The organism is Bacteroides sp. Ga6A2 (assembly GCF_000702225.1).
Taxonomy (GTDB): Bacteria; Bacteroidota; Bacteroidia; order Bacteroidales; family Bacteroidaceae; genus Ga6A1.
In genome coordinates, this window is record NZ_JNKX01000045.1 from 1 (window position 1) to 25093 (window position 25093).

20 protein-coding genes, 1 tRNA gene and 2 pseudogenes are annotated in these 25093 nt (G+C 46.2%); 9 read left to right on the forward strand and 14 right to left on the reverse strand.

Translation table 11 applies throughout. The features are described 5' to 3' along the window. Both T538_RS18970 and T538_RS0111460 read left to right on the forward strand, forming a co-directional pair. Positions 1-194: pseudogene (locus T538_RS18970) on the forward strand (transposase); the annotation flags it as partial. A 133-nt stretch (positions 195-327) separates the two neighbouring features. After that, complete coding sequence (locus tag T538_RS0111460; protein ID WP_197025784.1) at positions 328-912, forward strand: DUF4253 domain-containing protein; 585 nt, start codon at positions 328-330, stop codon at positions 910-912. Positions 913-1019: 107 nt separating this feature from the next. Here T538_RS0111460 and tsf read toward each other — a convergent pair whose 3' ends face one another. The 8 genes from tsf to trpS form a co-directional block, all read right to left on the reverse strand. Next, positions 1020-2012 (reverse strand): translation elongation factor Ts, encoded by a 993-nt coding sequence (gene tsf, locus T538_RS0111465; RefSeq protein ID WP_031533963.1) that lies wholly within the window; start codon positions 2010-2012, stop codon positions 1020-1022. A gap of 104 nt (positions 2013-2116) precedes the next feature. Beyond that, complete coding sequence (gene rpsB, locus T538_RS0111470) at positions 2117-2899, reverse strand: 30S ribosomal protein S2 (protein WP_031533962.1); 783 nt, start codon at positions 2897-2899, stop codon at positions 2117-2119. Between the two features lie 129 nt (positions 2900-3028). After that, on the reverse strand, positions 3029-3415 hold the full coding sequence (gene rpsI, locus T538_RS0111475) for a 30S ribosomal protein S9 (RefSeq protein WP_031533961.1): 387 nt from the start codon (positions 3413-3415) through the stop codon (positions 3029-3031). A gap of 5 nt (positions 3416-3420) precedes the next feature. Further along, positions 3421-3882: a 50S ribosomal protein L13 gene (gene rplM, locus T538_RS0111480; protein WP_031533960.1), complete on the reverse strand. Its 462-nt coding sequence runs from the start codon at positions 3880-3882 to the stop codon at positions 3421-3423. A gap of 263 nt (positions 3883-4145) precedes the next feature. Then, positions 4146-5576 (reverse strand): asparagine--tRNA ligase, encoded by a 1431-nt coding sequence (gene asnS / locus T538_RS0111485; RefSeq protein WP_031533959.1) that lies wholly within the window; start codon positions 5574-5576, stop codon positions 4146-4148. Between the two features lie 66 nt (positions 5577-5642). Then, a complete protein-coding gene (locus T538_RS0111490) occupies positions 5643-7013 on the reverse strand; it encodes a pseudouridine synthase (protein ID WP_031533958.1) in 1371 nt (456 codons plus the stop codon). A gap of 125 nt (positions 7014-7138) precedes the next feature. Next, positions 7139-8485, reverse strand: coding sequence for an adenylosuccinate lyase (purB, locus tag T538_RS0111495; RefSeq protein WP_031533957.1), 1347 nt, complete (start codon positions 8483-8485; stop codon positions 7139-7141). A gap of 96 nt (positions 8486-8581) precedes the next feature. Next, entirely contained in the window at positions 8582-9571 is a 990-nt protein-coding gene (trpS, locus tag T538_RS0111500; RefSeq protein WP_031533956.1) for a tryptophan--tRNA ligase, read from the reverse strand. Between the two features lie 155 nt (positions 9572-9726). On the opposite strand from trpS, the gene T538_RS0111505 reads away from it, so the two are divergent. Together T538_RS0111505 and T538_RS0111510 are read left to right on the forward strand one after the other, a co-directional pair. Beyond that, positions 9727-9801 (forward strand) — tRNA-Val (locus T538_RS0111505). 95 nt (positions 9802-9896) lie between these two features. Then, positions 9897-11552: a hypothetical protein gene (locus T538_RS0111510; protein WP_031541275.1), complete on the forward strand. Its 1656-nt coding sequence runs from the start codon at positions 9897-9899 to the stop codon at positions 11550-11552. Positions 11553-12088: 536 nt separating this feature from the next. Here T538_RS0111510 and T538_RS0111515 read toward each other — a convergent pair. Then, positions 12089-12439: a YkvA family protein gene (locus tag T538_RS0111515; protein WP_031541276.1), complete on the reverse strand. Its 351-nt coding sequence runs from the start codon at positions 12437-12439 to the stop codon at positions 12089-12091. A gap of 255 nt (positions 12440-12694) precedes the next feature. On the opposite strand from T538_RS0111515, the gene rplU reads away from it, so the two are divergent. From rplU to T538_RS17790, 5 genes are all read left to right on the forward strand, one after another. Continuing rightward, positions 12695-13012: a 50S ribosomal protein L21 gene (gene rplU, locus T538_RS0111520; RefSeq protein WP_031533953.1), complete on the forward strand. Its 318-nt coding sequence runs from the start codon at positions 12695-12697 to the stop codon at positions 13010-13012. A 20-nt stretch (positions 13013-13032) separates the two neighbouring features. Next, complete coding sequence (gene rpmA / locus T538_RS0111525; RefSeq protein WP_031533952.1) at positions 13033-13290, forward strand: 50S ribosomal protein L27; 258 nt, start codon at positions 13033-13035, stop codon at positions 13288-13290. Positions 13291-13435: 145 nt separating this feature from the next. Further along, the gene (serS, locus tag T538_RS0111530) at positions 13436-14728 is read left to right on the forward strand and encodes a serine--tRNA ligase (RefSeq protein WP_031533951.1); all 1293 of its coding nucleotides are present in this window, start codon (positions 13436-13438) and stop codon (positions 14726-14728) included. A 126-nt stretch (positions 14729-14854) separates the two neighbouring features. Continuing rightward, positions 14855-17215 carry a bifunctional dihydroorotate dehydrogenase B NAD binding subunit/NADPH-dependent glutamate synthase gene (locus T538_RS0111535; protein WP_031533950.1) on the forward strand — a complete coding sequence of 787 codons (2361 nt, stop codon included), beginning with the start codon at positions 14855-14857 and terminating at the stop codon, positions 17213-17215. Between the two features lie 250 nt (positions 17216-17465). After that, the gene (locus tag T538_RS17790; RefSeq protein WP_081834975.1) at positions 17466-18986 is read left to right on the forward strand and encodes a sialate O-acetylesterase; all 1521 of its coding nucleotides are present in this window, start codon (positions 17466-17468) and stop codon (positions 18984-18986) included. Between the two features lie 65 nt (positions 18987-19051). Here T538_RS17790 and T538_RS0111545 read toward each other — a convergent pair whose 3' ends face one another. The 5 genes and pseudogenes from T538_RS0111545 to cysD form a co-directional block, all read right to left on the reverse strand. Continuing rightward, positions 19052-19609, reverse strand: coding sequence for a lipocalin family protein (locus T538_RS0111545; RefSeq protein WP_031533948.1), 558 nt, complete (start codon positions 19607-19609; stop codon positions 19052-19054). Between the two features lie 158 nt (positions 19610-19767). Further along, entirely contained in the window at positions 19768-22050 is a 2283-nt protein-coding gene (locus T538_RS0111550; protein WP_155993150.1) for a sulfurtransferase TusA family protein, read from the reverse strand. Positions 22051-22054: 4 nt separating this feature from the next. Then, entirely contained in the window at positions 22055-22783 is a 729-nt protein-coding gene (locus tag T538_RS0111555; protein WP_031533946.1) for a phosphoadenylyl-sulfate reductase, read from the reverse strand. 16 nt (positions 22784-22799) lie between these two features. After that, positions 22800-24089 carry a sulfate adenylyltransferase subunit 1 gene (locus tag T538_RS0111560; protein WP_031533945.1) on the reverse strand — a complete coding sequence of 430 codons (1290 nt, stop codon included), beginning with the start codon at positions 24087-24089 and terminating at the stop codon, positions 22800-22802. Positions 24090-24120: 31 nt separating this feature from the next. Continuing rightward, positions 24121-25026: pseudogene (cysD, locus tag T538_RS0111565) on the reverse strand (sulfate adenylyltransferase subunit CysD); the annotation flags it as partial. Between the last annotated feature and the right edge of the window lie 67 nt (positions 25027-25093).

The following is a 25093-nucleotide window of genomic DNA, read 5'->3' on the forward strand; positions in this document are numbered from 1 at the left end:
ATCTGCTCATAACAGTCCTCTCAAGAAGCATAAAACGAAACTGCGCATTCTCGCAAGTTGTCACCATGATACGCCTTACGCTCATGTACTACATCGACTTCATTCGGTTTATGGAAAAAACAGACAGAACTTGGAATGACATAGTTGCGAAAGAGACGCAGAAAGCACCACCAGAACCCACATTTTTTGATTGAGGGGGCTTACTTTTTTAAAAAAAAGACCCCGAGGCGCATATTTACTGGGCTTCGGGGAGGATTTTTATTGCCTTTTGAGTTTTACAGGACAGCAATAATTCCAATTATCATCTATGTTAACGACAGCATGCTGATGGATATTGAATACAACGATGAAAGTGACGACAAGATTGACATTGACGAAATTGTCATTGAAAAGCTCCGTACAATGCGAAAAGAACTGATAGACAACGCTTCGTCATACGAAGGAAAAAGATGGTTGGATGAAATGCAGAAAGAAGAACAGGAAGATTCAGAACATTATCAGAAGATTCTGGGCAACCCTTCTGACAAGAGATATGAAATTCATAAATTAACCCCTGAGGAGAAACATGTACTTTTAGCAGAAGTTCCTGTCAGTGAGCCATGGCAATTGCTTGCATGGTTCCCATTTAGCTACTACAACAATTGCCCTGACAATAAGACTCTTGCAAACGTAAGCAAATATTGGTTCGAGCAGTATGGAGCAGTCCCAACATTCATTGCGCACAACATGCTCGGGATGACCGTTCCACAGCCTGTAGGCGATGCCCAGAGCCTGAATTTAGCAAAAGAGCAATGCGCCTTCTGTCTTGACATAGTTGAGGACCGCGAGATGCAAACAATCCAGCAAACAATCCACGCCTTGGCAGACAGTCTGCGTAAATCAACCGTATGGAATTTCCGCTGGGAGTATTAAAAAGAAATCGTCCGAACTACAACTTCCTTTACGTTCAGACGATTTCTTGACACAAAAAAAGGAGGTCTGAAATTCAGATCTCCTTATATTTTTCTTTATCAAGAAAATTACTCAGCGCGCAAAGTGAAACGCTTGAAATCTACAACAGTAAGATCCTTGTCTGACTTCTTCAAGTAGTCAGCAACGCTGATCTTAGCATCATCGATGAAAGCCTGATTCAACAAGCAGTTCTCCTTGTAGTACTTGTTAACCATACCCTCAGCAATCTTCTTAATCATATCCTCGTTAAGAGATGCAGCCTTCTCCTCAGCTACAGTCTTCTTAATCTCCTTAGCCTTAGCTACGTCCTCAGCAGTGATCCAGCCCTTACCCATGTTTGACTCCATGTGCTCCTCAGAATCGACGTGTGCTGGGTTGATGCCAGCCTTCTTAAGAGCAGCCTCAACAGCCTTGTCAATCTGGTTCTGCTTAGCCTTCTCGATAGAAGTTGCAAGCTCAGAATCCTTAGTTGCCTGTGGAACAGCGTTCTCGTCAAGAGCAATAGGGTTCATAGCAGCAACCTGAAGAGCAACGTTCTTAGCAACCTCGTCATCAGCCTTCTTGTTCAAAGCTACGAGTGTGCAAAGGAAGTTACCATTCATATGGTTGTAAGCAACAACGTGCTCACCCTCAACATAATTGAAACCATCGAGCTCCATCTTCTCACCTGTAACACCAGAACGCTCAGTAACAGCGTCAGCAACAGACATACCATTTACAGTAAGAGCAAGAACCTCCTCAAGAGACTTAGCTTTTGCAGCAACAGCAGCATCAGCAATCTGATTTGCAAGAGCAACGAAGTCTGCATTCTTTGCAACGAAGTCAGTCTCGCACTTCAAGGCAACGATCATTGCATAGTTACCGTCTACGCGAGAAAGAACACAACCCTCAGCAGCCTCACGATCAGAACGCTTTGCAGCAACAGCCTGACCCTTCTTGCGAAGGATAGCAATTGCAGCTTCCATATCACCATTAGCCTCAGTAAGGGCCTTCTTACAATCCATAAGACCAGCCTGAGTGGCCTGACGGAGTTTATTGATTTCTGTTAATGTAACAGCCATTTTATTATGCTTTAAAAATTAGTATTCGTTGAAAAGTAAAAGATGCCCAATGCTACAAAAACTGTTTGAGCATTGGGCATGTAATATTTTATAAGCCCGAAAAATTAAGCCTTAGCCTCTTCTTCGTCCTTACGAGCCTTAGATGACTTCTTGCCACCCTTCTTGCCCTCGCCTGCAGCCTCTGCATCAACCTTCTCAGCCTTACGCTCCTCAAGACCCTCTGCGATAGCACCGCAGCAAGCATCAAGGATTACGTCGATTGACTTAGTAGCGTCATCGTTTGCTGGGATAATGTAATCAACTCCGTTAGGATTTGAGTTTGTATCAACAATAGCGAAAACAGGGATACCAAGACGCTGAGCCTCACGTACAGCGATGTTCTCCTTCAATACGTCAACAATGAAGAGAGCTGCTGGAAGACGAGTAAGGTCTACGATAGAACCAAGGTTCTTCTCCAACTTAGCACGCTGACGGCTGATCTGAAGCATCTCGCGCTTTGAAAGGTTTGAGTATGTTCCATCAGCAGTAAGCTTGTCGATAGTAGTCATCTTCTTAACTGCCTTACGGATTGTAGGGAAGTTAGTAAGCATACCACCTGGCCAACGCTCGATAACATAAGGCATGTTTACAGATGCAGCCTTCTCTGCTACAGTCTGCTTAGCCTGTTTCTTAGTAGCAACAAATAGAATCTTCTTGCCGCTCTTTGCAATCTGCTTCAACTGCTCTGCAGCCTCGTCAACAAGAGCAACAGTCTTGTGAAGGTCAATGATATGAATACCATTGCGCTCCATGAAGATATAAGGAGCCATTGCTGGGTTCCACTTTTTCTTAAGGTGACCAAAGTGGCAACCTGCCTCCAATAATGTATCAAAATTAGTTCTTGACATTTTCTAAAATTTAAATTGTTTACTTTCTTTTTAGTTGTTTTGAAACCAACCTCTGGGTAGTCCCCCCGATTAATAGAAAGTCCCAGCGGTTTAGATACTAAACATTTGTTTGCAGTCAGTTCCGAAAGATTAACGCTTACTGAACTGGAATCTGCGACGTGCCTTTGGCTGACCTGGTTTCTTACGCTCAACCTCACGAGCATCACGCGTCATGAAGCCTTCTGCACGAAGAGCCTTCTTGTCATCAGCGTTGATCTTAACCAATGCGCGAGCAATAGCAAGACGAAGTGCCTGAGACTGACCTGTGAAGCCACCACCCTGAAGGTTCACCTTGATATCATACTTCTCAACTACATCAAGTGTAAGCAAAGGCTGCTTTACAACGTACTGTAGAATAGTTGATGGGAAGTACTCTGTAAGATCTCTCTTGTTAATTGTAATCTTTCCAGTGCCCTCTGTTACGTAGACACGAGCAATCGCGCTCTTGCGACGACCTAATGCATTTACTACTTCCATTTCAATTATTTATACAAGTTAATATCAATTGTTTTTGGCTGCTGTGCTGCCTTGTCGTGCTCCTCGCCAGCGAAGACATAAAGATTGCCCAACTGCTTAGCACCAAGACGGTTCTTTGGCAACATACCCTTTACTACTCTCTTGATCAATTTCTCCTCACCATTTGGACGAGCAAGAATAGATGCTGGAGTCAAAATCTTCTGACCACCAGGATAACCTGAATAATTGATATACTCCTTATCAGTCATCTTCTTACCTGAAAGCTTAATCTTGCTTGCGTTGATGATGATTACGTTGTCGCCGCAGTCAGAGTTTGGAGTAAAGCATGGCTTATACTTACCACGAAGCAACTTAGCGACTTTTGAACCAAGACGACCGAGTACCTGATCTGTTGCATCTACAACAACCCACTCTTTCTTGGCATTTTCCTTGTTAACGGAAATGGTCTTGTAACTTAAAGTGTTCACTTTCTTTAATTTTTTAATTTGTTTACTACTAATTTTTCTTTATAGCGATTCACTAACCACTCGCCCGGCCAAAAGCAAAGCTATTAACACGCTATTTGACAAGCCTTTACGCTTGTCTTGATAATAATCGGCTTGCAAAAGTACTAATTTTTGACGAACTGGCAAAGTTTTTCAACAATTTTCTGAAGTTTTCAACAAAACAAAAAGCGAGGGCGATGCAAACAGATGCAAAGCCCTCACCTTAAATATATACAATCTTATCTTTAGAATTCAGCAGTCTTTGGAGTACGTGGGAATGGAATCACGTCGCGGATGTTCTGCATACCTGTTACGAACAGAATCAGACGCTCGAAACCGAGTCCGAAACCACCGTGAGGACATGAACCGAAGCGACGAGTATCGAGATACCACCACATATCCTTCATCGGGATGTTGCGGCTTTCGATTTCGCCAACGAGCTTGTCGTAGTTCTCCTCGCGGACAGAACCGCCGATAATCTCGCCAATCTGTGGGAACAATACGTCGGTACCCTGAACTGTCTCCTCCATCTCCTTGCCATCGTAAACAGGCTTCTTCTCGTCAATCTTCATGTAGAATGCCTTGATAGCCTTTGGATAGTTTGTCATGATGACAGGCTTCTTGAAGTGCTCCTCAACGAGGTAACGCTCGTGCTCTGAAGCCAAGTCGTCTCCCCAGTTGCAAGGGAACTCAAACTTCTTGCCATTCTTGATAGCCTCCTGAAGGATTTCAATACCCTTTGTGTAAGGCAATCTAACGAACTCGGTATTAACAACACCCTGAAGACGTTCAAGAAGTGTCTTGTCTATCATCTTGTTCAAGAATTCGAGGTCGTCTTTACAGTTGTCGAGAGCCCACTGAACACAATACTTAATGAACTCTTCCTCAAGATCCATGAGGTCGTCCATATCGATGAAGCAAACCTCTGGCTCTACCATCCAGAACTCAGCCAAGTGGCGAGGAGTGTTTGAGTTCTCGGCGCGGAATGTAGGACCGAAAGTGTAAATCTGACCTAATGCAGTTGCGCCAAGTTCACCTTCGAGCTGACCGCTCACAGTAAGCGAAGTCTGCTTTCCGAAGAAGTCGTCGTCATAGATGATAGAACCATTCTCGTCCTTCTTCAGGTCGTAGAGGTTCTTTGTCGTAACCTGAAACATCTGGCCTGCGCCCTCGCAATCGCTCGCTGTGATTAGCGGAGTGTGGAAGTAGAAGAATCCTTTGTTATGGAAGAATGTGTGAATTGCAATAGCCATGTTGTGGCGGATGCGCATCACAGCACCGAATGTATTTGTACGCAGACGCATATGAGCATGCTGACGCATGTACTCAAAACTCTGTCCCTTCTTCTGCATAGGATAATCATCGCCACACGCACCAAGAAGTTCAATCTCTGTAGCCTGAATCTCAACGCTCTGACCAGCACCCTGACTCTCTACCAAAGTACCGTTTACGCTAAGGCAAGCACCTGTAGTAATTTTCTTTATCAGTTCCTCATCAAACTTATCTGCATCAGCAACAATCTGAACGTTCTTTATTGTAGAACCGTCATTAAGCGCAATAAAATTTACGTTTTTGCTGCCACGACGGGTACGAACCCATCCTTTAACATTAACTGTTGAATTGTAATCTGTACTCTGAAGCACATCAACAATCTTTGTTCTACGTATTTTTTCCATCTGATTATATTTACTATAAAAAGGGCGACCCAAAAGCCACCCTTATATATTTACTTTTTTCTTTGATTACTCGAAAGCACCCATACGAAGCATGTTCACTTCCTGCTCTGTAAGGAATCTCCAGTCGCCGCGGCGAAGGTTCTTCTTTGTAAGACCTGCGAACAATACTCGGTCGAGCTTAGTTACGCGATAGCCAAGGCTCTCGAAGATACGGCGAACGATACGGTTCTTACCGCTGTGAATCTCGATACCAACCTGCTTCTTGTCAGTCTCTGAAGCATAACTGATTGCATCTGCGTGAATCTCGCCATCGTCGAGAGTGATGCCGGCTGCAATCTGCTCCAAGTCGTGACTTGTTACATTCTTGTCGCAATAAACGTGGTAAACCTTCTTTTTCAAGAACTTAGGATGAGTAAGTTTTGAAGCCAAGTCACCATCGTTTGTAAGAAGAAGAACACCTGTTGTGTTGCGGTCGAGACGACCTACAGGATAGATTCTCTCCTTGCAAGCACCCTTAACAAGGTCCATAACAGTCTTGCGTGCCTGTGGGTCGTCGCTTGTAGTAACGTAATCCTTTGGCTTGTTAAGAAGAACGTAAACCTTCTTCTCTACGTTTACAGGCTGATCGTGGAACTTAATCTCGTCAGAACGCTTAACCTTTGTACCAAGTTCAGTAACAACCTCGCCGTTTACAGAAACGACGCCTGCCTGAATGAACTCATCTGCCTCACGGCGTGAGCATACACCTGCATTAGCAAGGAACTTGTTCAAACGTACCAACTCGTCTGGATCGTATGCGATCTCCTTATATTCAACAGGCTGCTTGTAAGAAGGAACTGCCTGCTGCTGAGGACGGCGACCATAACCACCCTGCTGAGGACGACCATAACCGCCCTGCTGAGGACGACCGTAACCGCCCTGCTGAGGACGACGACCGTAGCCACCCTGCTGAGGACGACCGTAACCGCCCTGCTGACGTGACTGATAGCCACCTCCGTTGTAACCGCCCTGCTGACGCTGATAGCCGCCACCGTTGTAGCCGCCCTGCTGACGCTGGTAACCACCGCCATTGTAGCCGCCCTGCTGACGTGGCTGATAACCGCCGTCGTTATTGTAGCGAGTGCGTGACTGATAACCTGATGGACGATATGCAGCGCCATCGCTATCCTTCTGATAAGAAGATGGACGATAGCTGCGCTCGCCGCCGTCGTTGCCATAAGGACGCTGTCCGCCATTGTTGTAGCGAGGACGCTGTGGACGACCGCCGCCATTATTGTTGTAACCACCGTAGCGTGGGCGATATGACTGACGGTCAGAAGAATAAGAACCGCCGTCTGTGCTGTAGCTTCCACGATACTGTGAAGACTCACTTTGATTGTTGTCGCTGGCTGGAGCTCCATGGCTCTCTTCTTTCCAGTTTTCGTTTTCAATGCTCATAGTCCTAATAAATTAATCATTTCTCGTTAACGTTATTCGAAGATATCACTACCTCCTAAATGTGTACCCAGAAATTCAATTGTTAGTAATAAAATTAATAAACTCTTTTTTTTATTTTTTGTTTGTTATAAACCTGTGTATGAATGTGGTGTAATAGCACGCAGCTCTTCTTTCACGCTCTCACTCACCTCAAGTTCCTCAATAAAGTTCTTTATGCTACTTTCTGTAATGGCTGAATTTGTTCGTGTAAGAGCCTTCAGAGCCTCGTATGGATGAGGATAAGCCTCGCGGCGCAGAATTGTCTGAATAGCCTCGGCACAAACAGCCCAGCAGTTGTCAAGATCGGCATTTATGGCAGCCTCGTTAAGCAGAAGCTTTCTCAAGCCCTTCAGAGTGCTTGCATTGGCGATGAGCATGTGTCCCATCGGAACGCCGATGTTTCTGAGAACCGTAGAATCTGTAAGGTCGCGCTGCAAACGGCTTACAGGGAGTTTTGCAGCCAAGTGCTGAAGCACGGCATTGGCAACGCCAAGGTTTCCTTCTGAATTCTCGAAGTCGATAGGGTTAACCTTGTGAGGCATTGCGCTCGAGCCAACCTCTCCAGCCTTAATCTTCTGCTTGAAATATTCCATCGAAACATACATCCAGAAATCACGATCAAGATCGATGATTATAGTATTTATACGTTTCATCGCGTCGAATATTGCACTCAGATTGTCGTAATTTGAAATTTGTGTTGTATACTCTTCTCTTTCAAGTCCAAGTTTCTCAGCCACAAACTTTGTTCCGAACGACTTCCAGTCGTACTGCGGATAAGCAACATGATGCGCGTTGTAGTTACCTGTTGCGCCGCCGAACTTGGCAGTTATTGGGCACGCCTTCAGTTGTGCAAGCTGGCGTTCCAAGCGGTACACATAAACCATTACTTCTTTTCCAAGACGTGTAGGAGATGCAGGCTGTCCGTGTGTCTTAGCCAGCATCGGAATGTTCTTCCATTCCTCGGCATACTCTTTCAACTGAGCAATAACCTCTTCAATCGAAGGATAGTAAACCTCTTCGAGAGCCTCTTTAATAGAAAGAGGTATAGAAGTATTGTTTATATCCTGCGAAGTGAGACCGAAATGTATGAATTCCTTGAATGCATCGAGGTTACCAATTTTGTCGAACTCCTCCTTTATAAAATATTCTACAGCTTTTACATCGTGGTTAGTAACCTTCTCGATGTCCTTGATGCGCTGTGCATCGTTTTCAGTAAAGTTCTGATATATGGCGCGCAGTTTAGGAAACAGCGCGTTGTCGAATGCCTTCAACTGAGGCAACGGTAATTCACAAAGGGTGATAAAATATTCAATCTCTACTCTTACTCTATACTTTATAAGCGCAAATTCAGAAAAATATGCAGCCAATGCATCTGTTTTTCCTCTATAGCGGCCATCAATAGGCGAGATGGCAGTTAATAAATCCAGTTCCATTATAAAAATAAATATAAACTATATGTGAATGCTACAAATTATTTGGCAAAAATAATTATTTTTATCAAAAATACAACTTTTTCGCTGAATTATTTATCAGAAGCTCTTAAATCCTATAATTTCGCGGACATCTTTCAGCGTCTGCTGGGCACTCTTTCGAGCCTTGTCGCCGCCTGCTGCAAGAATTTCGTCGAGCATCTCTGGCTTAGCCGAAAATTCCAAGATACGCTCGCGGATTGGACTGATGACGTTCACCATATCCTCGGCAAGTTGTTTTTTCATGTCTCCGTAGCGGAGTGTGCAGTCGTTCCACTTCTCGTCGAAATAGTCGAGAGTCTCCTTGCTTGATACTATGCTCATCATTGTGAAGAGGTTCTTGATTACCTCTGGCTTCTCGCTGTTCATGCTCTGAGGGCCTGCATCGGTAACAGCCTTCATCACTTTCTTGCGTATTGTCTTCTCGTCGTCGATGAGATAGATGCAGTTTCCGTCGCTCTTGCCCATCTTTCCAGAGCCGTCGAGTCCCGGAACTTTAAGTGCCTGTGCTCCGAAATAGTAGTTCTGTGGCTCTGGGAAATATTCAACTCCGTAGATGTTGTTGAAACGGCGTGCGCACTTGCGTGCCATCTCCATGTTCTGCTCCTGATCTTTTCCTACCGGAACTTTTGCCGCACGATGCTGCAAGATGTCGGCAGCCATAAGGGTTGGATAAGTAAGCAATCCGGCATTTACGTTGTCGGGCTGCTGACGAGCCTTGTCCTTGAACGTAGTTACACGCTCCAATTCGCCGAGGTATGTGTTCATATTGAAGAACAGGTAAAGCTCGAGAACTTCCTTTACGTCGCTCTGCAAATATATCGTTGCCTTTTCAGGGTCGAGTCCGCATGCAAGGTATTCAGCCATGATGGTTCGCGCGCTGCGCTTAATATCCTCAGGTTTAGGGCTTGTAGTAAGAGAATGCCAATCGGCAATAAAGAAGAGACAGTTAAACTCATCCTGCATTTTCACAAAGCTTCTCACCGCACCATAGTAGTTTCCAAGATGCAAATTTCCTGTTGGGCGTATTCCACTAACAACTGTTTCCATGTTTGTATTTAAAATTGTATTTATATTCTTATTTCTTTACAAGGTGCAAAGATATACTTTTTTTTCGTTTTTTTGCCCATGCAATAAAAAAAGTTGCTTAAAAATTTTGCAGTTTGAAAAAATCGCCGTATCTTTGCATCGCTTTTCGAAAGAAAGGGCGTTTAGCTCAGCTGGTTTAGAGCATCTGCCTTACAAGCAGAGGGTCGGCGGTTCGAATCCGTCAACGCCCACTCAAAAGGATTTCAAGTTTTTTTGAAATCCTTTTTCTTTTTATACCGAAAAAACTTATCTTTGCAATCGCACAAACAAAATACTTAATACAAAAATGCGAATATTTTCTACACTAATCATTTTGTGCGCAACGGCAATCTGCCACGCACAAACGAAATTTTCTTTCGAAGGAAAATCTCTCACATCATCAAGAAACTGCTTCTACGTAAGCAGCAAGGCAAAAACGAATGCGAAGAAATTCACGTTCAATAGTATGAACGAGGCTTTGGCTTTTGCCGAGAAGAGCGCCGCCGATTCGACAACAATCTACATAGAGCCATCTGTATATTGGATTGACAATCCTGATGACGACGGCATCCGCAAACCGCTAAACGGCGAGAACGAGCCTTTTGGAATGAAAGTAAGAATCTCGAATCTGAAAATCATCGGACTTTCGAAGAACCCGGAAGATGTGGTTCTTGCATGCAACCGCGGTCAGACACAGGGAGCGGTCGGAAACTTCACGATGTTCCATTTCAGCGGAGACAATATCTCAACCCAGAATATCACATTAGGAAACTATTGTAACGTTGACCTCACCTACCCTCTCAACCCGAAACTGAACAGAAAGAAGCGCAACGACGCCATTGTTCAGGCACAACTTGCCATCTGCAACGGCGACAACTACAAGGCCGAGAATTGCAGATTCATCTCGCGCCTGAACCTCTGCCCTTTTGCCGGAGCAAGGCACGCAACATTCAACAACTGTCATTTCGAATGTACCGACGACGCACTTTGCGGAACCGGAACGTACAACGACTGTTCGTTCACGTTCTTTTCGTCAAAGCCGTTCTACACCACATCGGCACAAGGCGCGACGTTTAACAGATGCAAGATTCACACCAAAGTAAGCGGAACGCAATATCTGACAAAAGTGAGCGGCCCTGTAAAAATGATTGACTGCGAATGGACAAGCGACGACCCGAATCTCGACATAAAATGGTGCAAAGACCCTAACCCCAAGCATCTTTGCATAATGCAAGGCAACATGCTAAACGGGAAGCCGTTCAACCTTCCGCCAACACCAAACATTCCGCGTCCTATAAAGCACCCCACTCTTGCACTTCAGGCGCAGCCCGAAATAATCGAAGGTGCATGGACTTTAGATGCCTACAAGCCCGAAGATACAGCCGATTTCAACTGGAGCATAGACAAAAGCAAATCGCCTTGGTGCTACGGCGAAGGCATAGACGGAGCAGAGGGCTGCTACGGCATGATTCAGAACGTTAAAGGCGCAAGAATGATGTTCACCGCCAAGAGCAACGAAGATTATAAGGGTCAGATTCTGAATATCGATTTGGCTCCATGCAAATCGGCAGGACAAGGATTCGGAAGCGCAACAGGACAGTACTTGGACATCTGCATAAAATTCGACACAAAAACCTTGACCGGCTACGGAGTACGATTCGTCAGAACTCCGCAACACGACAGAGCCGTAGACGTTTACCTTGTAGAATACAAGGATTCGAAAGTAACAGCCATCTGCAAGGCCGAGAAATGCACGCTATTCAAGAAAGGCTGCCAACTGACGCTCAAAGCCACGGGCGACAAACTAACAGCAACAATAAAGAACGGCGACAAATTGCAGGAACTTTCAGCCGTAATGCAGTCGCCAAACAAATTCGGAGGAATACACATCCAGCATACGGGCAGCACGGGTGCATCGGCCACCGTAATAACCGCAATACATTCGGAATACACGGAAAAGTAAAGTCAGAAAAGCCGGACACTCATTCCGAGCGAATACGCGAATCCGACACACGCCATGTAACGATATGTGAATTTATAAATCATTACACCCAAAAGTAACCTTCAAGATAGCTTCAAGATACGGAGAAGGAACGGGGTAGCTACGGGGAAGGTACGCTCAACCTACGTTATAGGTACGTGGAAGCAAGCCGAAAGGTTCGGGCAAGTAAGCCTGAAGGTTCGGACAAGTAAGCCTGAAGGTTCGGACAAGGTACAAGGAAGAAAGCCTATGATAATTGACAATTTACAATTGATAATTGACAGTTTCTTTTGAAAATTGAGAGTTGAAAGTTGAAAAACTTCCTTTTGGGATGAGAACTGTTTTGTCATTATTAACGAAGGTTCAGTTTTCAAGGCAACGGATATTATCGAAATAAAGCTGGGCGTTCGTCTCGAACGAATCTCGAAGGAATCCCGAACAAACGAACAAAAAAAGGCTCGCAACCGCATGAAGATATTTTGCGACTGCGAGTCTTTTTTTACACAACCAAAAAGCCTTCACGAAAAGAACTCGTCAGCTTTCCGTTTGGCTTTCCCGATGGCAGTTTTCGAAGCATTCAGTCTGATGCGGGCAACCGCCCATGCCACCACACCAAAATCATCGGTATAGCCCAAGCCCGGAATGAGGTCGGGAATCACATCCAAGGGCGAAATGAAATACCCTATCGCGCCCATTATTATCGCCTTGTCGGCAGCCGAAGCCTCGGGGAAAGCATACCATAGAACCAGAACATTCTCAACAAGTTCACGGCCTGCCGTCTTGGCATACTTCGCAAGCTTGTTCATCAGACCGCCTTCCGAGAAATCCTTCTTGTATTTCTCTATTTCATACTTCTTGATATCATCCATAACATTCAGAATTTAAATGACAACTGCTGCAAACATACAAAAAGAAAACCGAAAAGCATCACTTCCACCGAAGTTTATCACATTCGGCACAAGAACATCCGGCAAAAATGCAGAATCACATCATTTTATCAAACAAAACACTTTGCCAATTCAAAAAAGTTATGTATTTTTGCCGCCGATTTAGTCCGTGGAGGCTAAGAAGTAACCGAACGAATCGGTTCGCCTTGCGGAGAAAACCCGTTTAAATTTTATAAAATGTACGCAATCGTAGAGATTAACGGTCAGCAGTTCAAGGCTGAAGAGGGCAAGAAATTGTTCGTTCATCACATCGTTGATGCAGAGGCTAACGCAACTGTTGAATTTGACAAGGTATTGTTGGTAGACAACAACGGTACTGTAACAGTAGGTGCTCCAGCTGTAGAAGGAGCAAAGGTAGTTGCTGAGGTAGTTTCACCACTTGTAAAGGGCGACAAGGTTCTTGTTTTCCACAAGAAGAGAAGAAAAGGTTACCGCAAGTTGAACGGTCACCGTCAGCAGTTCTCAGAGATTTTAATCAAGTCAGTAATCGCTTAATCATTTAAAATAGAAGTAAGATGGCACATAAAAAAGGTGTAGGTAGTTCTAAGAACGGCCGTGAGTCAGCAGCTCAAAGATTAGGTGTTAAGATCTTCGGTGGTCAGAAGGTAGTGGCTGGTAACATCATCGTTCGCCAGCGTGGTACAAAGCACAACCCAGGTGAGAACGTAGGTATCGGTAAGGATGATACTTTGTTCGCTTTGGTTGACGGTACTGTAACATTCAAGAAGGGCCGCCTTAACAGAAGCATCGTTTCTGTTATTCCAGAGGCTTAATTAGCATCAAAAATACAAAACTAAAGGATGGTTCTTGCGAATCATCCTTTTTTTGTGGCATTTTATTTTGCCATATTTTTGATTTTCACTAATTTTGCTTCGTTTTTCATTCCTATTATAGCGAAAAGTAATAAAACATTAAAATATGCTTACATTAAAGGTTATAACCGAAGAAACCGAAAAGGTTATCAAAGGTTTGGAAAAGAAGCATTTCGCCGGAGCAAAAGAGGCTATCGACAATGTGCTTGCAGTTGACAAGAAGCGCCGCGAGGTTCAGAAGAAACTCGACGACAATAAAGCAGAAGCAAACAAGCTTTCAAAGACAATCGGTGCCTTCATGAAGGAAGGCAAGAAGGATGATGCAGAGGCTGCAAAGGCAAAGGTTGCAGAACTGAAGCAGGATGCTGAGAAATTGCATAACGAACTTACAGCAAGCGAGCAGGAACTTACTGCGTTGCTTTGTACAATTCCTAACATTCCTAACGACGACGTGCCAGAAGGCGCAGGCGCAGAGGACAATGTTGTTGTAAAGACTGGCGGCAAAGTGCCAGAACTTGGCGACGACGCTCTCTGCCACTGGGACTTGGCTAAGAAATACAACCTCATAGACTTTGAACTTGGCGTTAAGGTAACAGGCGCAGGCTTCCCATTCTACATCGGAAAGATGGCTCGCCTTCAGCGCGCACTCGAGGCTTTCTTCCTCGACGAGGCTCGCAAGAATGGTTATCTTGAGGTTCAGCCTCCTTACGTTGTAAATCAAGCATCAGGCTACGGTACTGGTCAGCTTCCAGACAAGGAAGGTCAGATGTATCACGCAAACCTCGACGACTTGTATCTTATCCCAACAGCCGAAGTTCCTGTAACAAACATCTTCCGCGATGTTATTCTCGACGAGAAGGACCTTCCTATCAAGCGTTGTGCTTACTCAGGCTGTTTCCGTCGCGAGGCAGGTTCATATGGTAAGGATGTTCGCGGTCTGAACCGTCTGCACCAGTTCGACAAGGTTGAGATTGTACGCATCGATACTCCGGAGCACTCTTACGAGAGCCTCAAGGAGATGCTGAACCACGTTGAGAGCCTTCTTGTAAAACTCGAGTTGCCATACCGTATTCTTCGTCTTTGCGGCGGCGACATGTCGTTTACAAGCGCAATATGCTACGACTTCGAGGTTTATTCAGCAGCACAGAAGCGTTGGCTTGAGGTTAGTTCAACATCTAACTTCGAGAGTTATCAGGCTAACCGCCTGAAATGCCGCTACCGTCGTGCCGAGGACAAGAAGACAGAACTCTGCCACACTCTTAACGGCTCGGCTCTGGCATTGCCAAGAATCGTTGCATCTATAATGGAGAACAACCAGACTCCAGAGGGCATCAGAGTTCCGAAGGTTCTTGTTCCTTACTGCGGCTTCGAGATGCTCGACGACAAAAATTTCGACTAAAAGAAACGAAAAAACATAAGCGGTCGCGAATTAACACGAGGTTGTGCCTGTTCGTGACCGTTTTTTCATAATATAGGATAACAAAAAGACAACCAACAAACAAAAGATATATTAACAAACAAACTTATGAACAAAATTGTAAGCAAAGTACAGTTTTCAGAGAAAGTCTTCAAACTTGAAGTTGAGGCTCCACTAATTGCAAAGTCAAGAAAGGCCGGTCATTTCGTAATCGTCCGCGTTGACAAGAACGGAGAGCGTATGCCTCTCACCATTGCCGGCTCGGACGTGGAGAAAGGCACAATCACACTCGTTATCCAGACTGTGGGTCTTTCGTCTTCTAAACTTTGCAAACTGAACGCTGGCGACGACATCGAGGATGTTGTAGGTCCTCTTGGTCAGGCAACTCACATCGAGAACTTTGGCACAGTTGTTTGTGCCGGCGGTGGCGTGGGCGTTGCTCCTATGCTTCCTATCATTCAGGCACTCAAGGCTGCCGGAAACAAGGTGATTGCAGTTCTTGCTGGACGTAGCAAGGAACTCATCATTCTTGAAGATGAGGTTCGCAAGAGTTCAGACGAAGTAATCATCATGACCGATGATGGCTCATACGGAACAAAGGGACTTGTAACCGAAGGTATCGAGAGCGTTATCAAGCGCGAGAAGGTTGACAAGTGTTTCGCCATCGGCCCTGCAATCATGATGAAGTTCTGCTGTCTTCTTACAAAGAAATATGAGATTCCTACCGACGTATCGCTCAACACTATCATGGTTGACGGTACTGGTATGTGTGGTGCATGCCGTATCACCGTGGGCGGAAAGACTAAGTTCGTATGCGTAGACGGACCAGAGTTCGACGGTCATCAGGTTGATTTCGACGAGATGTTCAAGCGCATGGGCGCATTCAAGGACATCGAGAAGGAGGAGATGAAGAAACTCGAGGCATCGGTTAATGCTGCCGGCGCATCGGTTGCCGCATCAATGGTTAAGCCTGAACTTGCAGCCAAGGCTGAGAAGATGAAGCAGGACACTCCGCTTAGCGAACTTACCGACCGTAACGCCGAGTGGCGCAACGAACTGCGCAAGAGCATGAAGCCAAAAGACCGCACAGCCATCGAGCGTTGCGTTATGGGCGAACTCGACCCGGTTTATCGTGCAACAACACGCGTTGAGGAGGTGAACATCGGTCTTACCGAGGAGCAGGCTCTTACCGAGGCTAAGCGTTGTCTCGACTGCGCTAACCCTACTTGTATGGAAGGCTGTCCAGTAAGCATCAACATTCCTTCGTTCATCAAGAACGTAGAGCGCGGCGAGTTCCTCGAGGCTGCAAAGGTTATCAAGGCCACTTCTGCCCTTCCTGCCGTTTGTGGTCGTGTTTGTCCGCAGGAAAAGCAATGCGAGAGCAAGTGTATGCACCTTAAGATGGGTCATCAGGCTGTTGCCATCGGTAACCTTGAGCGTTTCGTTGCCGACTTTGAGCGCGAGAGCGGTAAGATTGCCCTTCCTGAGATTGCTGCATCTAACGGAAAGAAGGTTGCCGTTGTAGGTTCAGGTCCTGCTGGTCTGGCATTTGCAGGCGATATGGCTAAGTTCGGTTACGACGTAACTGTTTACGAGGCACTTCACGAGATTGGCGGTGTGCTTAAATATGGTATTCCTGAATTCCGTCTGCCAAACAAGATTGTAGACGTTGAGATTGAGAACCTTCAGAAGATGGGCGTTAAGTTTGTTAAGGACTGCGTCATCGGAAAGACTATAAGCGTTGACGACCTTGAGAAGGAGGGCTTCGACGGAATCTTCGTTGCATCGGGCGCAGGTCTGCCTAACTTCATGAACATTCCGGGCGAGAACAGCATCAACATCATGTCATCTAACGAGTATCTTACTCGCGTGAACCTGATGGATGCCTCAAACTCAGCAACAGATACTCCTATCAACAAGGCTAAGAGCGTGATGATTGTAGGTGGCGGTAACACAGCTATGGACTCTTGCCGTACAGCAAAGCGTCTGGGCGCAGAAAAGGTATTCATCGTATACCGTCGTTCTGAGCAGGAGATGCCGGCACGTCTTGAGGAGGTTAAGCACGCCAAGGAAGAGGGCATCGAGTTCATGACTCTTCACAACCCTATCGAATATATTGCCGATGAGAAGGGCGCAGTTAAGCAGGTTGTCCTTCAGGTTATGGAACTTGGCGAGCCTGATGCTTCTGGCCGCCGTTCACCTGTTCCTGTTGAGGGCAAGACTGTTACTCTCGACATCGACATGGCTATCGTTGCCGTTGGTGTATCGCCAAACCCAATCGTTCCTACATCTATCGCAGGCTTGGAACTTGGCAGAAAGAACACCATCGCCGTAAACGAGCAGATGCAGAGCAGCCACGCTGGTTTGTATGCCGGTGGCGATATTGTTCGTGGTGGCGCAACTGTTATCCTTGCCATGGGCGACGGACGTAGAGCCGCAGCCAACATGCACGAGCAGTTGAGCAAGTAACATTTTGAACTTAAATAAAATCAGAAGGCTGGAGGATTCAATTCTTCAGCCTTTTTTATTTTAGAACTGACAGAAATCGTTTTTGCTAATATTGAACATCACAACCAACTTAAAGCATCGGCACTACCCTATTTTGAAACAAACAAACACATATATTGTAACAGAACAACGCCGAAATCCATGTTTTTATCGCTATTTTTGTCTCCCGAAAAATTAAGACTTTAATCAGAAAACCATAGAAAAAAACAGGATGAAAAGATTTTACACTTTCTTATTTGCATTTGTCTGCACCATTGTTTCGGTAATGGCGCAGGCCGATTATTGCATCAGATTTTACGAACCGAAAAAACAGGCTAACATCTGGGAATCGCAAGCCCAGTATGTACTAAGCCAGCCTCTTACAAAGGGTAACAACTATACCTTAACAATGAAGATTAAGGCTTCTGGCAACATGAATATCTGCTTCTGGCCCATCGACACAAAGAGCACAAACCGCAACGAATGGGGCAACAGCGCCGATGTTCAGTATCTTGACCAGAAAAGCATAACAACCCAATGGGATGTGTACACATGGAAGTTCAAGGCCGATTTTCCGCTGGACGAACTGGATTTTATGTTTGGCGGAAACGAGGGTTATCTCTACTTCGATGACGTTGTTCTGAAGGACGACAACATAGGCGTAAACTACATTATAAACGGCGATTTTGCAAAGCCCGAGACCGACGGATGGCAGACGGTTAGCTACTCTTCGGTTAAGTACGAGATTGTTGATGCCGGCAACGGTAAGCCAGTTGTCATCACTCCCGAAGAGCCGATTGTTCCGGACAACTATCCTCTTGCCGAACAAGGCGACCCAAAATTTCACATTTACTTATGCTTCGGTCAGTCGAACATGGAAGGCAACGCGGCAATAGAGGCTGTTGACAAGACAAACGTTCCGGAACGATTCAAGATGATGGCAGCCGTAAACTACAACTCGCCAAAGCGCGAGATGGGCAAATGGTACACGGCCGTTCCGCCTTTGTGCCGCGAGAATACGGGTCTTACGCCAGCCGACTATTTCGGTCGCACGCTTGTTGAGAAACTTCCGTCGGACATTAGCGTGGGCGTGATAAACGTGGCTGTTGGCGGCGCAAAAATAGAGCTTTTCATGGAGGAGTTCAAGGACGAATATATAAAGAATGAAGCCGAATGGTTTAAGAACTACTGCAAGCAATACAACAACGACCCGTTCGGCAGACTTGTTGAACTGGGCAAGGAAGCACAGAAATCGGGCGTGATAAAAGGTATTCTGCTGCATCAGGGCGAGAGCAACTGCGGTCAGTCCGACTGGGCTGAAAAGGTTGCGAAAGTTTACAAACGCCTCTGCTGGAAACTCGGTCTCGACCCTAACGACGTTCCGTTGCTTGCCGGCGAGACTCTCTATTCAGAAAGCGGCGGAGCATGTTCATGGCACAACATAGCGGCCTTGCCAAAGTTGCCAGAGGTTCTGCCAAACGCATACATCATTTCTGCCAAAGATTTGCCGGGAAACGACTCTTTCCATTTCACTTCTGCCGGCTATCGCGAACTTGGCAAACGCTATGCCGAAAAGATGCTCAGCCTGCTTGCTACCGACGGTATCGTGTCTCCTCTTGCAGCCGATGCAGACGAAACTTACGACTGCACTCTCGGCGACGACAGTATGTACAATCTCGACGGAACAGTCTGCAAGAATCCGCAACCGGGCACAATTGTAATCAAAAACGGAAAGAAAATAATTATCAAATAATACTTGCTTCATAATAACCAATATCGCTTGTACACTCGTGAGAATGTGCAAGCGATTTTTTTCTATTATTTCAAGAACTTAGACCCATTTTTTATATAAAATCCAGTAGATTGCTCATTAACAATCTTTCGCCCTTTAATATCATAAGAGGAAGTTCGTTTTTTATTCTGCTCCACATTCACGACACGTGTCGTTACATCTTTTTGGAGTCTAATTGTACAATCTCCCTTATATGTCTTTAACACCAAAGATGTGTTTGTCAATTCATCTATTATAAAACGAAAAGAATACGCATCATCAGCTATTATATGCAACTTATTGCCATTACTTATAAAGAAATCGACAAGATAACGATCCCGCGGAGTTAAAGAAGCATAAGATGCATTATTGGTTTCAACAACTCCTTTTATTACACCCGGGACAACCTGCCAATAATCGTAAATTTTATCATCATATAAAGTAGTCTCTTCCAAAACCAACTCTTCGAAGTTTGTAATTCCCAAAGGTAAATTTCCCGTGATATTTTCAATCTTCCATGTTCCAGACAACATAACTTCATCAAACGTCTGTGCATTTACACTTGATGTAAAAATAAGAATTAAAAGAAATAGTATTTTTCTCATATATTTATTAAGATTTAAATGAAACAAATTCTTATTTTGCAAAAGTATAAAAATCAAGTTACAAAAAAGCCCCAAAACATAAAAAAATCTCCGCGACACTTACCAAAGAAGCATCGCGGAGAAAATTTAGGAATAAAAAACAGTAATAAAACGGATGTCTATTTCTTTTTGATTACCACTTGCCAATAGCCCTCGCTCGTCTGAGTCTGCGACAGAACTGTGTGTCCCTCGAGTTTTACAGAACCCGGCACATTCTCAATTGGCTTGCCGTCGTCGAGAAGAATTTCGAGCGTATCGCCCGACTTGAGCGTGGCAAGTTCGAGCTTTGTGCGGACGAAATTCATTGGGCAGAGAACGCCGCGCAAATCCTTCGAGCGAGTGTATTCTGATTTCGTCTCCGGCTCGGCTTTCGTCTCTGGCTCGGCCACTGATTGAGGAGCAGCAGAAGGTTTTTCGTCTGGCTTCTTGAATTGGAGCGCATCGTCCATGCTGAGATAGAGGGCGTTGACGGCATCTGCCAAGGCATTTGCCTGCGCCGAGTCGTATGTTCCGCCCTTGCCATCTGCCTTTGCCTTTAGGACAAGCGACTTGAACGACGCATCTATATATCCGGCATCGATGAAATGCTCGATGAAAGCATCGAACACCTCGGACGGCTGCTGAGGGTCGAGTCCGCGAGTAACCAACAACATTCGGCTGGCGTGGAAGATTACGGCATAATCGTCCTTGCCCTGTGCTTCCTTGATGTACTGCTGGTCTACTGTAATCATATCGTATATTCCGGCAGAACACTCTGGTTTTCCGCGCTTTGTAACGCTGAACACCTCATCGCTCTCGAAGTCGAAATAATAGTTTTTATCCTCGCTGAAGAGCGGCACATTCTGATATTTTGCAACAATCTTCGCAACCGTCTTGCGTCCTGCCGACGAGCGAATCCACTTTCCGAAGTTAATCTCTACGCCGATATTCTCGGCAAGGTCGGCTATCTCGTTGAACTTGGCTACGAGGTCGGCAACAAAGCGCGGAACATTATATGCCGCGATGTTTCCGATGCTCTCGGCAAGTGCTGGAGAATCGACGTAATTTGCTCCGACATAGACCTGATAAGCCGGATAGACATGGTCGGTATGCAGAACCTTTCCAACAAAGCCGAGGTCTGCCCACAAAGGCTGTCCGCAAAGGTTTGGACATCCCGATATGTTTATGCGGGCATCGTCGAGATGGTCGAGAGACAAACCGCTATCTTCGAGCGACTTGTAAATGGCGTTGGCAAGTCCTTTTGACAGACAGATGCCAAGACGGCAAGTATCGGCTCCCGTACACGAAACGATATTATTGAGTACCAGCGGCTTTCGGTAATCAGCAGAAAAATCGTCGAGAAGTTTCTCAAACTCGGCAAAAGCCGAATCTGGAATGTTGCGGAAACGGATATTCTGCCTTGTTGTAAAGCGTACGGTATGATTTCCGAATCTGTCGGCAAACTCAAGAATTGCCTTCAGTTTATCGAGCTGTGCCTCATCGTCGAGCCAGACATTGCCCAGCTTGAACGGCAGAACGACGGTTCTGTCGCCCTCCTTGCTATGCGGAAAATCATCGGGGCGGACATCGAGCGTCTTGCCCGACTTTTTAGCCTCCTCTACATACTTGTCGATAAGGCGGAACGTTTCTTCCTTGCCTAACTTATAGAAAATGAAACGGATGCGTGCTTTATACTTATCCTTTCGGTTTCCGTTTTCGTTGAAGAATGTCTTCAAGCCTTTTACAAGTGAATACAAATCCTCTGCCGGAAGGAAATCCTTGTAGAGCCAGCCAACGCTCGGCTTGCTGCCAGCTCCGCCGCCAACGTAGACCTTGAATCCGCGGCGGCCGTCCTTAATCTGCGCCACCAATCCAACATCGTTTATTCCGGCGTAGTCTATGAATTTATCGTCAGAAGAGAAGGCGATTTTCATCTTTCGCGGCATGGTGTACGAATCGCTTTCGGGCACAACGGCATCGGTAAGAGCCATGGCGTATGGCGTTGTGTCGAACACCTCGTCGTTGCTGATGCCCGAGAACTCGCTAACCAGAATGTTGCGGACGGTATTTCCGCCGCCGCCCTTTGTTGCCAGTCCAACAGACTGAAGCTGCTGAAGAACCGTCTGAACGCTATCGAGCTGAAGGTTGAGAATCTGAACCTCGGCGCGAGTGGTAATGTGCAGAAGGTTAGAGCCGTTGGATTTGGCTATGTCGATAACCTTCAAGAGCTGCTTTGGAGTGATTACTCCGCCTGTGGCGCGCACGCGAGCCATATAGACTTCGTTCTTGCGCTGCTCATAGACTCCAAGCGGCACTCTGAAAGCCTTGAACTCGACTGGCGAAACATCGCCTTTACGATAGCCGCCCGACAAGCGGCCGAACTTGTCAATATCTTGTGTTAATGTATCTGGAATTTTATACATAATCTTATCGTTTATGAAGTCCACACTCCTTGTGTTCTGGATTCTCCCACCACCATCGGCCGGCGCGAATGTCCTCGCCCTCACTTATGGCGCGCGTACAAGGCTGGCAGCCTATCGACGGAAAACCTTGGTCGTGCAGTTTATTGTACGGCACACGGTTCTCACGAATGTACTTCCACACATCGTCCTCGCTCCATCGTGCCAGCGGATTGACCTTTATCAGACCGTTGTTGGCATCCCACTCAACCACGTCGATGTTGCTTCGGGTTACAGACTGAGACGCACGCAGACCGCAAATCCACACGTCGAGGGTTGAGAGAGCGCGCAGAAGCGGCTCAATCTTTCGGCATCGGCAGCAAGCCTTGCGAAGTTCTACGCTCTGGTAAAAGGCATTCACACCGTTCTCGCGGACATACTGCTCAACGCCCTCGTGGTTTGGCGAGTAGACTTCTATTTTTATGTCGTATTTGTCGTTTGTCTTGTCAATCAACTGATAGCACTCTGGAAAAAGCCGCCCCGTGTCTATTGTAAAGACTCTCACCTCTTCGGGATGCGGCAAAACCTTCTTTGCCACCTTCGAGATGATTGCCGTTAGCACTTGGTCTTCGAGTCCGAGGCTCGATGCCAGCGCGATGCGGTTGCCGTATTGCGGAAGAAAGTACGCCAGAATCTCCTCGGGAGTACTTTCAGCAAAGCGTTCGTTTAATTGTGAAACTATTTCTTCGTTTGACATAGATTCTATAACAGTTTTATCCAACAATCATGCCTGCGCCTACGGTTTCGTTCGTGCCTTCATCTATGAACACGAGCGAGCCTGTTGTGCGGTTTTCGGCATACAAATCGAACGCCAAAGGCTTTGACAGTTTCAACTTTATCTTTGCTATATCGTTCATCTTCACCTCTTTATCATCAAAGTTATTTTCAAGTGTGTTGATGTTTACCTTGTATTCAACCTCGCCCACAACGCCCTGAAGTTCGTCGGATGTGTGGCGGATGATGTACTTCTGGCGCAACTGCAACGGACGATGGTTGAGCCAGCACACAAGCAGTTCAATCTGGTTTGAAACCGTTGGAAGTTCGTTAGTCTTTACAATCAGACTGCCGCGGCTCACATCAACATCGTCGGCAAGCGAGATGCTTACGCTCTGCGACGAGCGAGCCTCATCAACCTGATTCGTACCCTCATCTATCCGCGACACGACCGATTCGGTCTGCGACGGAAGAATCGTAACCTTGTCGCCAACCTTTATCCTTCCGCCAGATATTCTGCCGGCATAGGCGCGATAATCGGGCCACTCGGCTGTTTGAGGGCGGATAACGTACTGAACCGGAAAGCGGAACTGTGCCTCGTCGGCACCTTGCTTTAGCGGAATGTTCTCGAGCAGATGAAGGAGCGTCTCGCCCTGATACCACGGCGTATTCTCCGACGGATTGACGACGTTGTCGCCCTTCAGGGCTGAAATAGGGATGAAGAAGACGTTCTTCAGACCAAGCACATCGGCAATCTTGGCATATTCGGCACGGATATTATCGTACACTTCCTTCGAGAAGTCTACGAGATCCATCTTGTTTATCGCCACCACAACATAGTCAATCTTCAGCAGAGATGCGATGTAAGAATGGCGTTTTGTCTGCTCAATTATGCCGTTGCGCGCATCTACCAAGATGATGGCTGCATCGGCGGTTGATGCTCCAGTAACCATGTTTCGGGTGTACTCTATGTGTCCCGGAGTGTCGGCTATGATGAATTTTCGCTTAGGAGTTGCAAAATAGCGGTAGGCAACATCTATCGTGATTCCCTGCTCGCGCTCGGCACGGAGTCCGTCGGTTAGCAGAGCCAGATTAACCTCGGCGTTGCCAAGACGTTCTGAAGCCGCCTCTACAGCCTGCAACTGGTCTTCGAAGATTGATTTTGAATCGTATAGCAATCGGCCAATCAAGGTGGATTTTCCGTCGTCCACGCTTCCGGCGGTGGTAAAGCGCAACAGTTCCATGTCGAGATATCCGTTGCCGCTTTTCTTATTCTTTATTTCGCTCATTTGTAATGTCTTATTTTTTGTTTGTTACTGATTAGAAATAGCCCGATTTCTTTCGGTCTTCCATTGCCGTTTCGGAGCGTTTGTCGTCGGCTCTTCCGCCGCGCTCGGTTACTCGGCTTGTCGCAATCTCATCGATAATCTCTTCGAGGCTGTTGGCCTCTGAAACCGTTAGACCGGTACATGTTATGTCGCCGATGGTGCGGCATCTAACGCGCTTGCGCACAACCGTTTCGTTAGGTTTCAGTTGCATAAACGGATAGTGAGCCAGCCAAACGCCGTCGCGCTCAAACACATCGCGTTCGTGAGTGTAGTATAGCGACGGAAGGGCTATTTTCTCTTGCAGAATGTACTGCCAAACATCAATTTCTGTCCAGTTTGATATTGGGAACACGCGGAAATGCTCGTCGAGATTCTTCTTTCCGTTGAAGATGTTCCACAACTCAGGACGCTGGTTCTTCGGATTCCATTGTCCAAACTCGTCGCGATGGCTGAAGAAGCGTTCCTTTGCGCGAGCCTTTTCCTCGTCGCGGCGCGCACCTCCAAGAGCGGCATCGAACTTATACTTTTCGAGCGTGTCGAGCAGCGTAACGGTCTGCAACTTGTTTCGCGATGCGTTGTAGCCTTTCTCCTCAACCACTCTGCCCTCGTCTATACTCTGCTGCACCGAGCCGACAATCAGTTTAACGCCAAGGCGTTTAACCAACTCGTCTCTGAACTCGATAGTCTCTACAAAGTTATGACCGGTGTCTATGTGCAGAAACGGAAAAGGTATGGGCGCAGGATAGAACGCCTTGTATGCAAGGTGAGCCATAACAATCGAATCCTTACCTCCCGAAAACAGCAATACCGGCTTCTCGAACTGAGCAGCAACCTCGCGGATTACGAATATCGCCTCGGACTCTAATTCCTTTAAATGTGTGATTTTTTCTGACATCTTTTTACTGTTTTTATCATTAAGTTCCTAAGTCTGAAACATCCGTCTTTTCCTTCATTCAGTCCCAAAC

Excerpts from the sequence above, each read along its gene's own strand:
- tsf (WP_031533963.1), bottom strand. The coding sequence starts at position 2,012 with ATGGCTGTTACATTAACAGAAATCAATAAACTCCGTCAGGCCACTCAG.
- T538_RS0111545 (WP_031533948.1), bottom strand. The coding sequence starts at position 19,609 with ATGAGAAAAATACTATTTCTTTTAATTCTTATTTTTACATCAAGTGTA.
- serS (WP_031533951.1), top strand. The coding sequence starts at position 13,436 with ATGCTTACATTAAAGGTTATAACCGAAGAAACCGAAAAGGTTATCAAA.
- purB (WP_031533957.1), bottom strand. The coding sequence starts at position 8,485 with ATGGAACTGGATTTATTAACTGCCATCTCGCCTATTGATGGCCGCTAT.
- T538_RS0111555 (WP_031533946.1), bottom strand. The coding sequence starts at position 22,783 with ATGTCAAACGAAGAAATAGTTTCACAATTAAACGAACGCTTTGCTGAA.
- rplU (WP_031533953.1), top strand. The coding sequence starts at position 12,695 with ATGTACGCAATCGTAGAGATTAACGGTCAGCAGTTCAAGGCTGAAGAG.
- rpsB (WP_031533962.1), bottom strand. The coding sequence starts at position 2,899 with ATGTCAAGAACTAATTTTGATACATTATTGGAGGCAGGTTGCCACTTT.
- asnS (WP_031533959.1), bottom strand. The coding sequence starts at position 5,576 with ATGGAAAAAATACGTAGAACAAAGATTGTTGATGTGCTTCAGAGTACA.
- T538_RS17790 (WP_081834975.1), top strand. The coding sequence starts at position 17,466 with ATGAAAAGATTTTACACTTTCTTATTTGCATTTGTCTGCACCATTGTT.
- rpsI (WP_031533961.1), bottom strand. The coding sequence starts at position 3,415 with ATGGAAGTAGTAAATGCATTAGGTCGTCGCAAGAGCGCGATTGCTCGT.
- T538_RS0111515 (WP_031541276.1), bottom strand. The coding sequence starts at position 12,439 with ATGGATGATATCAAGAAGTATGAAATAGAGAAATACAAGAAGGATTTC.
- T538_RS0111535 (WP_031533950.1), top strand. The coding sequence starts at position 14,855 with ATGAACAAAATTGTAAGCAAAGTACAGTTTTCAGAGAAAGTCTTCAAA.
- T538_RS0111490 (WP_031533958.1), bottom strand. The coding sequence starts at position 7,013 with ATGAGCATTGAAAACGAAAACTGGAAAGAAGAGAGCCATGGAGCTCCA.
- T538_RS0111510 (WP_031541275.1), top strand. The coding sequence starts at position 9,897 with ATGCGAATATTTTCTACACTAATCATTTTGTGCGCAACGGCAATCTGC.
- T538_RS0111460 (WP_197025784.1), top strand. The coding sequence starts at position 328 with ATGGATATTGAATACAACGATGAAAGTGACGACAAGATTGACATTGAC.
- trpS (WP_031533956.1), bottom strand. The coding sequence starts at position 9,571 with ATGGAAACAGTTGTTAGTGGAATACGCCCAACAGGAAATTTGCATCTT.
- T538_RS0111550 (WP_155993150.1), bottom strand. The coding sequence starts at position 22,050 with ATGTATAAAATTCCAGATACATTAACACAAGATATTGACAAGTTCGGC.
- T538_RS0111560 (WP_031533945.1), bottom strand. The coding sequence starts at position 24,089 with ATGAGCGAAATAAAGAATAAGAAAAGCGGCAACGGATATCTCGACATG.
- rpmA (WP_031533952.1), top strand. The coding sequence starts at position 13,033 with ATGGCACATAAAAAAGGTGTAGGTAGTTCTAAGAACGGCCGTGAGTCA.